Origin of the sequence: Bifidobacterium sp. WK012_4_13, from assembly GCF_041080835.1 — a bacterium.
GTDB classification, from domain to species: Bacteria; Actinomycetota; Actinomycetes; order Actinomycetales; family Bifidobacteriaceae; genus Bombiscardovia; species Bombiscardovia fermentum.
Map to the genome: position 1 here is coordinate 2,042,382 of NZ_CP129683.1, position 12,533 is coordinate 2,054,914.

The following is a 12,533-nucleotide window of genomic DNA, read 5'->3' on the forward strand; positions in this document are numbered from 1 at the left end:
AAGGTCCGCTACTCATCGGGGTTATACCCGTTGAGTGGCGGAAACCACGGCGAGGAAGGGCATAAGCCCACATGACAATGACAGATCCAATCGCAGACATGCTTACGCGTCTGCGCAATGCGAGTGCGGCAAAACACGAGACTGTTCAAATGCCGTATTCAAAGTTCAAGGCGAATATCGCCCAGATTCTTCAGCGTGAAGGATTTATTGCAAACTATTCGGCACAAGAGGCAAAGGTTGGACAGACCCTTGAGGTAACGCTCAAGTATGGTCCGACCGGAGAGCGCAGCCTTCAGGGCATCAAGCGCGTCTCGAAGCCTGGCCTGCGTCGCTATGCAAAGTCTGACTCACTTCCCATGCCATTGGGTGGTCTCGGCATTGCAATCATTTCGACAAGCGCCGGATTGCTGACCCAGAAGGAATGCCTCGACCGGGGCATCGGCGGCGAAATCGTCGCCTACGTTTGGTGAGAAAGGAGAGCTAACTCATGGCATCACATATTGGTAAGCTCCCAATCGCCGTTCCGGCAGGCGTCGAAGTCGCGATCAAGGGACAGGAATTCACCGCCAAGGGCTCGAAGGGTTCCGATTCATACACTATTCCTGAAGGCATTACAGGAAAGTTTGAAGATGGCACCATCACTTTGGTTGCTTCAGACGATTTGCGTCCAACCCGTGCCAACCACGGTTTGAGTCGTTCAATCATCGCCTCAATGGTTCAGGGCGTTCATGAGGGCTTCTCGAAGCACCTGATGATCATTGGAACCGGTTACCGCGTCGTTGCGAAGGGAAAGGGCCTCGAGTTCTTCCTTGGCTATTCGCATACGATTACGGTCGATCCTCCTGAGGGCATCACTTTCGAGCTGCCCAACGCCAACGAGGTCATCGTGCACGGAACGGACAAGCAGACTGTCGGCCAGGTAGCTGCGAACATCCGAAAGCTCCGCGCTCCCGAACCGTACAAGGGCAAGGGAATCAAGTACGACAACGAACATATCATTCGCAAGGCTGGAAAGGCTGGTAAGTAACCATGACAGTCAAGATTTTCGGTAAGGGTAAGAGCGTTGCTCGTATCCGCCGTCATGCCCGCCTGCGCAAGCGTGTGGTAGGAACTACCGAGCGTCCACGTCTGGTCATCACCCGTTCGAATCGGAACATGATCGCGCAGATTGTTGACGATTCGCAGGGATTGACCCTGGTCAGCGAGTCCACGCTGATGTCCGATTTCTCCGACTTCAAGGGGAACAAAACCGAGGCTGCCAAGAAGGTCGGCGAATTGGTTGCGAAGAAGGCTCAGGAAAAAGGTATCTCTGAGGTTGTCTTCGACCGTGGCGGCAACAAGTATCATGGACGCGTCGCAGCTGTTGCGGACGGAGCCCGTGAGGGAGGGTTGGCACTGTGAGCGACAACCAGAATACAAAGGAAACCAAGGTGGCTGATTCAACTCAGGCTGCTCAGGACTCTTCCAACAATGACAGCCGCAGCGATAATCGCAACGACAGCCGCAGCGATGACCGTCGTGGTCGTCGTGGCGACGGCCGTCGCGGTGAAGGTCGCCGTGGAGAGGGTCGTCGTGGCCGCAAGGATCGCGATGACAATCGTGATGAGCTTCTCGACCGCGTCGTGACCATCAACCGTGTCGCAAAGGTCCACAAGGGTGGCCGTACCTTCAGCTTCGCCGCTCTCGTAGTGGTCGGCGATGGCAAGGGAACGGTAGGCGTTGGCTACGGCAAGTCACGTGAGGTCCCCGCCGCAATTGCCAAGGGACAGCTCGACGCGAAGAAGAACATGTTCACCGTTCCTCGCGTACGTGGAACCGTCACGCATCCTGTGATCGGCCATGAGGCTGCAGGTACAGTCCTGCTGCGTCCAGCCGCTCCGGGAACCGGCGTCATTGCCGGTGGTCCAGTCCGCGCAGTCCTTGAGTGCGCTGGCATCACCGACATTCTCAGCAAGTCGATGGGATCGGCAACTGCCATCAACATGGTTCGTGCAACCGTTGCAGCTTTGCAGCAGCTCGAAGAGCCTGAAGAGATCGCAGCTCGTCGTGGTCTGACGGTCGAGGAGGTCGCTCCTGACGCACTGCTTCGCGCTCGTGCAGAGGGCATCGCCGAGGCTCGCAAGGAACGCGAAGAGGCCAAGGCTAAGGCCGCCGAGCAAAAGGATGGTGAGTGATGACTAAGCAAATCAAGATCACACTTGTCAAGGGCCTTGTCAACCAGACTGCACGTCAGAAGGACAATGTTCAATCTCTCGGTCTGCATAAGATCGGCCAAAGCGTCGTGCGTGAAGACACGCCTGTCTATCGTGGCATGGCTCACGCAGTTCGTCATTTGGTTACCGTTGAGGAGGTGGACTGATTAATGGCATCCACAACTGAGGCAACAACTGCCAATGAAGATACCAAGTCAGGCGATGTCAGCATCATTCAGATGCATGATCTTCGTCCTGCTGAGGGTGCAAAGAAAAACAAGATTCGCGTAGGCCGTGGTGAAGGCTCGAAGGGTAAGACCTCTGGGCGTGGAACCAAGGGCACGAAGGCTCGCTACCAGGTCCGTCCAGGATTTGAAGGCGGCCAGCTGCCTCTCTACATGCGACTTCCGAAGCTTCGTGGTTTCAAGAACCCGTTCAAGAAGCAGTTCCAGGTCGTCAATGTAGGCGCGCTTGCTGAACTCTTCCCGAAGGGTGGAGACATCACTGTCGAGGCTCTTGTCGAAAAGGGCGCAGTGCGCGCAGGTTACCCTGTCAAGGTTCTTGGCGAAGGTGAAGTTTCCTCCGCACTGACCCTGAAGGGCGTGAAGGTTTCGGCTTCGGCAAAATCAAAGATCGAAACCGCTGGAGGCTCGGTCTCCGAAGACTGAATCAGTCATCGGGGATAAGATGTGAGGCGGTTCATGACCCTCCCCGGCATGGGGAGGGTCATTTTTTTAATGTGTATGTGTGTTCTTCAGTACTTTCGGCTAGACTCATACACTAGTGTGTCGGTGCATCTTGCGCTGTGCGTTCATAATGCTTTAGGAGGATCCAGGTGCGGACGCTAATTCAAGCTTTTAGGACGAAGGAATTGAGGAATAAGATCCTCTTCGTTCTCGGAATCATTATCGTCTATCGCATAGGTTCGTTCATACCTACACCTGGCGTCGACTACAAGGTGGTGCAGCAGTGCATCACATCGACCGGAAGCGAAGACTTCATCGGTCTGGTCAATCTTTTCTCGGGCGGCGCGCTCTTGCAGCTGTCCATCTTTGCACTGGGCATCATGCCATACATCACGGCTTCCATCGTTGTCCAGCTTCTCCGTGTGGTCATTCCTCGCTTCGAGGCACTGCATAAGGAAGGGCAGTCCGGCGAGGCGAAGCTCACTCAGTACACCCGTTACATGACCATCGGCCTTGCGGTGCTGCAGTCCACCACCATCCTGGTGACCGCTCGCTCCGGTGCACTGTTCAACTATGCCTGCACCGGCCAGGTAATCCCTGACTCCTCTCCATGGAACCTGATCGTGATGATTCTCATCATGACCGGCGGCACGGGCCTGATCATGTGGATGGCCGAGCTCATCACCGAGAAGGGCATCGGCAATGGCATGTCAGTGCTTATTTTCATGTCCATATGCTCCGGGTTCCTTCCACAGCTTTGGGCCATCGGCTGGGGCACGACCGGCAAGAACGGCAATTGGACCAAGTTCGGCATCATCACTGGTGTGCTGATCGTCATTCTCGTCTTCGTCGTCTATGTGGAGCTCAGTCAGCGTCGCATTCCAGTCCAATACACGAGGCGCATGATTGGCCGAAAGATGTATGGCGGATCGTCGACCTATCTGCCGTTGAAGATCAATATGTCCGGCGTGATTCCACCAATCTTTGCGTCTTCGATTCTAGCCATACCAACCCTCATCGCGCAGTTCGGGAATACCGAGCAGAGCTGGGTCTCTTGGATCAACACCAATCTTGCAAGCACGACTTCGGTCTGGTACATCTCGCTGTATGCGCTGATGATCGTGTTCTTCTGCTTCTTCTACACTTCGATTACCTTCAATCCGGACGAAACAGCGGATAACATGAAGGAATATGGCGGGTTCATCCCAGGCGTGCGTGCCGGCCGGGCGACCAGCCAATACCTGAACTATGTCATGAACCGTCTGAACACGGTAGGCGCCGTGTATCTGCTCTTTGTGGCCTTGATTCCAACGGTGCTGATCATGAGCCTTCAGCTCGGCACCAAGCTTCCATTCGGCGGCACCACCATTCTGATCATCGCCGGCGTCGGCTTGGATACGCTGCGTCAGGCAAAGGCTCAGACCGAGCAGTTCCAGTATGCCGGCTTCCTCTTCGAGGACACCGATCACAAGGAAGGCTGATTGCTGACTGCCCTGGCCTTGATTGCCGGGGCAGTTCTGTATGTGGGTGCTTAGACTGTGTATACATTCATACATCAGCATTCTTGCATTCACATCTTGAATCCGCCATCTTGCATCCACACTGGCATGTGGGAAATAACGACAAAGTAAGGAACGACAATGCGACTATTGATTATGGGACCCCAAGGCGTCGGCAAGGGAACTCAGGCTGCGCTGATAAGCAAGAATCTTGGAATTCCCGCCATCTCGACAGGAGATATCTTCCGTTACAATCTCAAGAATGAAACCCCGCTTGGTCTTGAGGCGAAGGCATACATTGACAAGGGGTTGCTCGTTCCCGATGAATTGACGAACAAGATCGTCAAGGACCGCCTTGCCAAGGATGATGCGAGCAACGGGTGGATTCTTGACGGATATCCACGCAACGACTCTCAGGTGGCTGCCCTTGACTCAATTCTTGAAGAGCTGGGCACTCCTCTCGATCACGCGATCGCCTTGAATGCCGAGCGCAGCGTGCTGATGGACCGTATGAAGAAGCGCGCCGAAATAGAAGGTCGCGCGGATGACACTCCGGAGATCATAGCCAAGCGTCTTGATGTCTATGAGCATGAGACTGCTCCACTGATCGATATCTATCGCAAGCGCGGGGTTCTGGTGGAGATCGACAGCACCGGTGGAATCGAAAGCATCTCAGAGCATATCCTCGACGCACTGAAATAGCGAGATTGCCAGCTGCTCGAAGCAGAGTGGTGCATAGCAGTCCATTAAAACTTGAGTCTGTATGACTCAAGTTTTTTTATCTCTGGGTAAAACCCCGGAACAAAACCCAGTCATTATCTATTGTCAAAGGTGAAAGGCAAGAAAGGAACCGAGAGGTTCCGGGAATGGTTACGAAACGATATGCCAGGCGATCTCATAGATCGCGCAGGCATTCGCGGCCAAGCCATCCCGCCTAAGGTTTTTGATGATGAAGGAGTATAGATTATGGCTATGTTTCCGGCATTGATGAATGATTCCATTTTCAGCGACTTGTTCGATGACCCGATCTTCTCGGCATGGAATGGAAGTCGTGGATCACACGCGATCGTGCCAGAGTCGGGCACCAGTACAAGCATGATGAGCACCGACGTTCAGGACAATGGCGACAGCTATCTTGTCGACATCGATCTTCCAGGATTCAAGAAGGACGATATCGGCATTCAACTTGAGAACGGATATCTGACCGTTTCGGCGAAGCGCGAGGATACCAAGGAAGACAAGGACAAGGATGGCAAGTGGCTGCGTCGGGAACGCTATGCAGGATCCTGCTCCAGGAACTTCTATGTCGGTGATGGTGTGAAGGACGCCGACATCCATGCGAAGTTTACGGACGGAACCTTGCATCTTGAGGTCCCGAAGGCCCAGGCGCCAAAGGTCGAGGCTCGGCACAGCATTGCCATCGAAGGCTGAGCGTGGCACCACGGGCTTAGGTCTTGAGCATCCTCGTTCTCGACTACGTTTTCTACGCCGACTGATCCGAGAACGTCGCAATAGCTGAAGTTCATGGCAATAAGGGCGGTAATCGCAGAGATGCGGTTGCCGCCCTTGCTTTCGTTGGGGCTCTGCGAATTTCTCAGTGAGCAGGGCTGTCTGCATAAGGCTCAGACACGCCGAGCTGGAAGTATTCTACAAATCTGGTATATTTGCAATTTGGTGTGTCTTCGGACATAACAGTGTAATTCATCCATAGAACGGATTGGGGCTCATGGCAAAAGACGGTGTGATTGAAGTCGAAGGTCGGGTTGTTGAGGCATTGCCTAACGCGATGTTCAGGGTCGAGCTTGAGAACAAACACATTGTACTCGCCACGATTTCAGGAAAGGTACGGAAGAACTATATCCGTATTCTTCCACAGGATCGTGTCGTGCTCGAGATGAGTCCATATGATTTGAACCGTGGACGTATTACGTACCGTTACAAGTAGGTACAAGCAAAGGAAAACCATGAAGGTCAGCCCTAGTGTGAAGAGAATCTGCGAGAATTGCCGCGTGATTCGTCGTCACGGCCGCGTCATGGTGATCTGCTCCAATCCGCGCCATAAGCAGCGCCAAGGCTGAGCAGATTTCCAGCGGCATAACAGAAAAGGCGCTAAGCCACAGCGAGTGAATGGTCAGTGAGACGAAAGAGATTTCGCCGATATGGCCAGTCAGTAGCTGAACCCCGAGCACGCAGGCTCGGGCCGGGAAACCGGAGGACTTGGTGCACGACCTGCGGAGATTAAGAAGGAATCGCAATGGCAAGACTTGCCGGAGTCGACATCCCCAATGAGAAGCGCATTGAAATCGCCCTCACCTATATTTTCGGTGTAGGACGTACACGCGCAGATGAAACACTGGCAGCAACCGGAATCAATCCGGATACCCGCGTCAAGGATCTCACGGATGAGCAGCTCATCACGCTGCGTGATTATCTCGAGGAAAACTACAAGATCGAAGGCGATCTGCGCCGTGAAATCGATGCAGACATTCGTCGCAAGATTCAGATCAACAGCTATCAGGGTCAGCGTCACCGTAGAGGACTTCCAGTACGCGGTCAGCGTACCAAGACCAATGCGCGCACACGCAAGGGTCCGAAGCGTACTGTAGCCGGGAAGAAAAAGGCCGTTAAGTAATTGACGCCTTATCCGAGCCACGGGGTTCGCATGAACTCCATCGTTCGGAATCAACAATCATTCGTATTTAGGAAACGAGGGTAAATGGCAGCTGCCAAGCAAGCCGTACGTAAACCTCGCCGTCGGGATCGCAAATCCGTTCCGGTGGGGCAGGCGCACATCAAGTCCACATTCAACAACACCATCATCTCCATCACGGATCCATCCGGCGCTGTCGTCGCATGGGCTTCAGGTGGCGATGTCGGTTTCAAGGGTTCACGTAAGTCGACACCATACGCAGCTGGAATGGCTGCTGAATCTGCTGCCCGAAAGGCGCAGGAGCATGGCGTCAAGAAGGTCGATGTGTTCGTCAAGGGACCAGGTTCGGGTCGTGAAACGGCAATTCGCTCACTTCAGTCAGCCGGTCTTGAGGTCGGTTCCATCTCTGACGTAACCCCACAGGCGCATAACGGCGTTCGTCCTCCAAAGCGTCGTCGCGTCTGAAGCACTTAGGAAACCATCAATCCACCCGCGAAAATCGATGTGTGCACCATCGGTTGGAGCTGAAAGGATAACACAGTGCTTATTGCACAGCGTCCGACACTGAATGAAGAAGTAGTCAATGCTCAGCGTTCTCGTTTCACCATCGAGCCACTTGAGCCAGGATTCGGCTATACGCTGGGTAATTCCCTGCGCCGTACACTCCTGAGCTCGATCCCTGGTGCTGCGGTTACATCGGTGAGAGTCTCTGGTGCCCTGCATGAGTTCACCACTCTGCCAGGCGTTGAAGAGGATGTCACCGAAATCCTGCTGAACATCAAGGGCATCGTTCTTACCAGTGAATACGACGAGCCAGTCGTTATGTATCTACGCAAGAGCGGCAAGGGCGAGGCAAAGGCGGGAGACATCACATCCCCAGCGGGCGTTGTGATCTCGAACCCTGATTTGCATATAGCGAACCTTGCAGATGATGGGGAACTTGAAATCGAGTTCACCGTCGAGCGTGGGCGTGGATACGTTCCAGCGCAGTTGAACAAGCAGGATAACGATGAGATTGGCCGCATCCCGGTTGATTCCATCTATTCGCCTGTACTCAAGGTCACATACAAGGTCGAGGCAACCCGCGTCGAGCAGCGTACTGATTTTGACCGTTTGATCCTTGATGTCGAGACAAAACCGGCCATTTCGCCACGCGATGCCGTCGCTTCTGCAGGATCGACGCTGGTTGAGCTCTTCGGTCTCTGCCGCGAGTTGAACACGCAGGCGGAGGGTGTCGAAGTCGGTCCAGCACCTGTGGTTGAGGAAACCAACCCAGAGATGGCAGTTCCGATCGAAGACCTGAATCTGACGCAGCGTTCGTACAACTGCCTCAAGCGTGAAGGCATTCACACCATTGGTGAGCTTGTATCACATACCGAGCAGGATTTGCTCGATATTCGCAATTTCGGTATGAAGTCAATCGACGAGGTCAAAGAGAAGCTCGAGACCATGGGTCTGTCTCTCAAGGCATCGCCGCTTGGTTTTGATACCAGCAATCTTGAGGGCGGCACGTTCTTTTCGCCAGAAGACGAGTAATCTGCGGTCGGGAGTCACCTCCCGACCACGGCTGATGTCTTCAGCGGTGGGAAGTTAACCGTTTTCATTCAATCGTTCTGCTTTTGGACGTTCGGGCTGATGCCCACCTGAAGGTGGAACATATAAGGAGAATTCACATGCCAAGACCAAAGCAAGGGCCACGTCTGGCTTCCAGCCCAGCACATGAGCGCCTGATGCTCGCGAATATGTCGACGAGCCTTTTCATGCACGGTCGTATCACCACCACACTGCAGAAGGCAAAGCGCCTTCGCCCTGTGGCTGAGCGCTTGATTACCTTCGCAAAGCGCGGGGATCTTCACTCGCGTCGTCGCGTCATGCGCGTCATTCGCAACAAGTCGATCGTGCACCTGCTGTTCACGCAGATTGCGGAGCAGATGGAACAGCGCGAGGGTGGCTACACCCGTATCGTGCGCATTCCTGCACGTCATGGGGATAACGCACCTCAGGCAGTCATCGAGCTCGTGACCGAGCCGGTTTCAGCCAAGCAGGCAGCCGTCAAGGAAGCTGAAGCAGCGACGAAGGTCGCCGCAAAGGATGAGGCCACTGAGGTCGCCGATGCGACAGAGGCAGCGATCGTCGAGGGTGCGGCTGACGATGCAGTAAACGAAGCGGTCGAAGCCAACGACACCGATACGGATGTCGCTGAGGCTGACAAGGCTGCCATCGATCTCGAAAAGGACGCAAAGTCCGCTGATGAGACCGCTGGCGAGGCTGAAGAGGACGCCGACGAGGCAGAGGATGCCGAAGCCGCCGATAAGAAGGCCGAGAAGTAGTTCTTGACTTCTCGAAACCATCGTGTTTCAGGTCAACATTGATTGACACCTTCAACGCGCATACGGGCTGACACCAACAAACGGTGTCAGCCCGTATGCTATTCATGAGTTCCTGCGGATTCCTCACGCTGCGCCGCACTGTCGATACACAATCGATTTATTCCTTTCGCCTCAGCATTTTTCAGTGACTTCCAGCATTCGTTACTGGATTTTTGGGAATGCATCATCCAAATGCACCGAGATTCCGAGTTTTGCGGCAATTGCGAAGTATCAAGCTTGTTTTTTGGCTATTCTTGGTCGACATTTCAGCTCTTTTGGACCTTTATACTTCGCAATTGCCGCAAAACTCGGAATCTCATTTTGAACGAGACGCAATGACTGATCGCAGCGTGTCAGAAAACCTTTGCCAACCCTGTTCTGTGAGCAGATATTCGCTCGTGAGTGGAATTACATTCCAACCAAGCCCTTGAAGTGCGGAAATTTTTCTGCTGTCTTTGCTGAGTTTGTCTTTTGAGATATGAAAATCCGTACCCTGATATTCGACGGCTATCTTAAGCTTTGGATATGCAAGATCAGCAAACCATGTTTCGTTTGTGGCGGGATGCTGAATTTTGAAATTAACGGCTGCCTTAGGAAACCGACTCTTCCATAGTTTGATTCTCAGTCGGCTTTCCATAGGAGAGTCAGTTCCTTCAACTGCGTGGTTCAATGCCCATTTTCCTCGTTCCTTGCCTTTAAATCTCTTCGTTCCATAAAGAATCCGTTCCAATTCAGCTCTGGTTGTGGCACGGGAGTGCGCATATCTGCTCAGAAGATGGTCGAATAGCACTACGGCTTCAATATCATTTACAAAGCGTAGAGACTGCAAGCTTGCTGTAATGGGATCTACGATCCGGAATGGGCAGTAGTCAATTTCATGAAAGGTCGTCTGAAAAGGGATGGTCCAGTATATGAAGCTAACATCCTTGAGTTTCGTTCTGTTCCCTGGGCGGGTAACGCACGCCTGTATCGGCCAAGACTTATTCGCAGTGTGATGCAAATCAGGGAAACCTCGTAGCTTCAAGGCAGTCAAGCCTGCAAAAGTCAGCATGTTTCTCGATCTACGAATAACAGCCTGACATGCTTCTGTATCACAAGGCTGCCCTGCATCTCCAAGGCTGGTATGAGCAATATCTAAGTTCATGTGTGGAGTCTAAGGTAGTCCCACCTAAACCGTCTGCTCTGCAGTGATGTGTGGATAAATATGGTTTGAAACGGCGAAATCCCTGTTTGCAAAGTTGAGATTCCGAGTTTTGCGGCAATTGCGAAGTATCAAGGCAAAAAATCGTTGAAATGATGACGAAGAATAGCCAAAAACGAGCTTGATACTTCAGAATTGCCGCAAAACTCGGAATCTCATCCAAAACTGTGCGGAATTGTCGAGGATTATGAGAAAATGTGGGGCGTGATACGAATTCGGATGGATATTGCCTATGACGGCACGGAATTTCATGGGTGGGCAAAGCAACCTGAATTAAGAACAGTACAGGGCGAGCTCGAACATGCTCTCAATACACTCCTCGTCCGCTCTTTCGCGAAAGATCAAGCTGATCGGCAACTTATCCATATCGCCGTTGCTGGCAGAACGGACACTGGAGTTCATGCATCACACCAGGTCACGCACTTTGACGTTCAAGAAGAGCAGTTGCAACGGTGTGTCGGATACCTCGACTTGGACGGCATCGAGGCATTGCAACACCGGCTACGCAGGATACTCCCAGATGACATCGCAATCCTGGGCCTCGAACGTGCCCCCCAAGGCTTCGATGCAAGATTCTCTGCGCTCGATCGCACATACGTTTTCCGAATAGTCGACAGTGAATGCACGCCGGACCCGAGACTTCGCAACTGTGTGCTCGCAATCGAAGGCCATCTCGACGTGGCTGCCATGAATCAGGCGGCGCAATGCTGCGTTGGTCTTCACGACTTCGGATCGTTTGCAACGCCAAACCCCGGTGGCACAACCATCCGCAAGGTCAGGTCGCTCGAATGGCAAAGGATCAGCGAGGCAAATCCGAATGCCAGTGAATATCGGTTGACGTTTCCAGGCATGATCGTGTTCAAGATCGTCGCGGATGCTTTCGCACACAACATGGTGCGCTCATTGGTGAAGGCCTGCGTCAGCATTGGCCTGGGCAAACGAGATGCCAGGTGGTTCGAATACAAGCTGAACGCACCGCTGCGCGAAGGTTCCACAGGTCCAATCGACCCACGCGGGCTGACCTTGGAACGCGTGGAATACCCGCCGGACGCGCAGCTTGCCGCACGAGCCGCGAAGATCAGGGCGAAGCGCACGCTCTTGGATGATTGAGCGCTGTCGATGATCGTGACTGTCAGATGACTGGACGTACTAAGGGAATGCAGCTTAAGGAATGCAAAACTGCATTGAAGGCAAATCAGAAAACATCGGGCGTGTGGTCTGCAATGTGTGGCATACTAGAAAAGTTGCTTATGGCAGGCGGCTGCAATGGCAGTCGACGAGTCCAAGGCAATATGGTTGAGTGTCCGAGCGGTCTAAGGAGCACGCCTCGAAAGCGTGTGAGGTGAAAACCTCCGAGAGTTCGAATCTCTCCTCAACCGCGTGCAAGGGCTTTGAGCTTTGTCTCAAAGCCCTTGTTTGATTTCACGAGCCCAGTTTCTCCGGGTTAATGGGTTAATGGGTTAATAGGCTAATAGGCTAATAGGCTTAATAGGCTTAATAGGCAAACCCTGATTGCATGTCATGGCAGAGTAAGCAATCCTTAGCTGCAATCCAGATGCCCGGCTTGTAGTGCCTTGGCCCCATTTCCCTCGAACTCGCATGCTTCTGCACAGCGAGAATGTGGCGGAGCGTCGGTACCCTGATGGGTGCCCGGTGACCGCTCCAATAGAGGATTCTCGAACATACTGACTGCTCGAACAAGAGGCTCGATGCACATGCTCGGCAATGGTACGTTCACGGCCCTGGGGAGAGAGTCGACTCCACATCAGTCGAATTTCGAGTTTTCACAGGCCAGCTTGCACGCATCTTCCCTATTCTTTCGAGGAATCATCTCAGAACGGTTGTGAACACTGACGATTTCAAGTTTGACAGTCTGTATATTTATTGCTAATTTATGCAATATGTCAACTCTTAGTGACTTCAGCGCCATGAGCAT

16 protein-coding genes, 1 tRNA gene and 1 pseudogene are annotated in these 12,533 nt (G+C 53.1%); 17 read left to right on the plus strand and 1 reads right to left on the minus strand.

All coding sequences use genetic code 11. From position 1 onward, the window contains the following. The first annotated feature begins 71 nt into the window (after nt 1-71). The 15 genes and pseudogenes from rpsH to rplQ all read left to right on the plus strand — a co-directional run. Nucleotides 72-470 (plus strand): 30S ribosomal protein S8, encoded by a 399-nt coding sequence (rpsH, locus tag QN062_RS08280; protein WP_369341340.1) that lies wholly within the window; start codon nt 72-74, stop codon nt 468-470. Nucleotides 471-487: 17 nt separating this feature from the next. Further along, nucleotides 488-1,027: a 50S ribosomal protein L6 gene (rplF, locus tag QN062_RS08285; RefSeq protein ID WP_369341341.1), complete on the plus strand. Its 540-nt coding sequence runs from the start codon at nt 488-490 to the stop codon at nt 1,025-1,027. A 2-nt stretch (nt 1,028-1,029) separates the two neighbouring features. Next, entirely contained in the window at nt 1,030-1,401 is a 372-nt protein-coding gene (gene rplR, locus QN062_RS08290; protein ID WP_369341342.1) for a 50S ribosomal protein L18, read from the plus strand. Beyond that, a complete protein-coding gene (gene rpsE / locus QN062_RS08295; RefSeq protein ID WP_369341343.1) occupies nt 1,398-2,174 on the plus strand; it encodes a 30S ribosomal protein S5 in 777 nt (258 codons plus the stop codon). Before rplR ends, rpsE begins: the two co-directional genes overlap by 4 nt. Then, nucleotides 2,174-2,359: a 50S ribosomal protein L30 gene (rpmD, locus tag QN062_RS08300; protein WP_369341344.1), complete on the plus strand. Its 186-nt coding sequence runs from the start codon at nt 2,174-2,176 to the stop codon at nt 2,357-2,359. Before rpsE ends, rpmD begins: the two co-directional genes overlap by 1 nt. 3 nt (nt 2,360-2,362) lie before the next feature. Next, a complete protein-coding gene (gene rplO, locus QN062_RS08305) occupies nt 2,363-2,860 on the plus strand; it encodes a 50S ribosomal protein L15 (RefSeq protein WP_369341345.1) in 498 nt (165 codons plus the stop codon). 167 nt (nt 2,861-3,027) lie between these two features. Next, nucleotides 3,028-4,359, plus strand: a complete 1,332-nt coding sequence (gene secY, locus QN062_RS08310) for a preprotein translocase subunit SecY (protein ID WP_369341346.1) — start codon at nt 3,028-3,030, stop codon at nt 4,357-4,359. A gap of 159 nt (nt 4,360-4,518) precedes the next feature. Next, the gene (locus tag QN062_RS08315) at nt 4,519-5,079 is read left to right on the plus strand and encodes an adenylate kinase (protein ID WP_369341347.1); all 561 of its coding nucleotides are present in this window, start codon (nt 4,519-4,521) and stop codon (nt 5,077-5,079) included. A gap of 264 nt (nt 5,080-5,343) precedes the next feature. Then, complete coding sequence (locus QN062_RS08320; protein ID WP_369341348.1) at nt 5,344-5,808, plus strand: Hsp20/alpha crystallin family protein; 465 nt, start codon at nt 5,344-5,346, stop codon at nt 5,806-5,808. A 295-nt stretch (nt 5,809-6,103) separates the two neighbouring features. Next, on the plus strand, nt 6,104-6,322 hold the full coding sequence (infA, locus tag QN062_RS08325; RefSeq protein ID WP_094694400.1) for a translation initiation factor IF-1: 219 nt from the start codon (nt 6,104-6,106) through the stop codon (nt 6,320-6,322). 19 nt (nt 6,323-6,341) lie between these two features. Then, nucleotides 6,342-6,455, plus strand: a complete 114-nt coding sequence (gene rpmJ, locus QN062_RS08330) for a 50S ribosomal protein L36 (protein WP_043164480.1) — start codon at nt 6,342-6,344, stop codon at nt 6,453-6,455. 176 nt (nt 6,456-6,631) lie between these two features. Beyond that, nucleotides 6,632-7,009: a 30S ribosomal protein S13 gene (gene rpsM, locus QN062_RS08335; protein WP_094694398.1), complete on the plus strand. Its 378-nt coding sequence runs from the start codon at nt 6,632-6,634 to the stop codon at nt 7,007-7,009. Between the two features lie 84 nt (nt 7,010-7,093). After that, nucleotides 7,094-7,492, plus strand: a complete 399-nt coding sequence (gene rpsK, locus QN062_RS08340; RefSeq protein WP_094694397.1) for a 30S ribosomal protein S11 — start codon at nt 7,094-7,096, stop codon at nt 7,490-7,492. A gap of 75 nt (nt 7,493-7,567) precedes the next feature. Further along, nucleotides 7,568-8,563, plus strand: a complete 996-nt coding sequence (locus QN062_RS08345) for a DNA-directed RNA polymerase subunit alpha (RefSeq protein WP_369341349.1) — start codon at nt 7,568-7,570, stop codon at nt 8,561-8,563. A 137-nt stretch (nt 8,564-8,700) separates the two neighbouring features. Further along, a pseudogene (rplQ, locus tag QN062_RS08350) lies at nt 8,701-9,231 on the plus strand (50S ribosomal protein L17); the annotation flags it as partial. Nucleotides 9,232-9,712: 481 nt separating this feature from the next. On the opposite strand, the gene QN062_RS08355 reads toward rplQ, so the two are convergent. After that, nucleotides 9,713-10,540: a hypothetical protein gene (locus tag QN062_RS08355; RefSeq protein WP_369341351.1), complete on the minus strand. Its 828-nt coding sequence runs from the start codon at nt 10,538-10,540 to the stop codon at nt 9,713-9,715. Between the two features lie 276 nt (nt 10,541-10,816). On the opposite strand from QN062_RS08355, the gene truA reads away from it, so the two are divergent. Together truA and QN062_RS08365 are read left to right on the plus strand one after the other, a co-directional pair. Continuing rightward, a complete protein-coding gene (truA, locus tag QN062_RS08360; RefSeq protein ID WP_369341352.1) occupies nt 10,817-11,707 on the plus strand; it encodes a tRNA pseudouridine(38-40) synthase TruA in 891 nt (296 codons plus the stop codon). A 184-nt stretch (nt 11,708-11,891) separates the two neighbouring features. Next, nucleotides 11,892-11,976: transfer RNA gene (locus QN062_RS08365), tRNA-Ser, on the plus strand. The last annotated feature ends 557 nt before the right edge of the window (nt 11,977-12,533 follow it).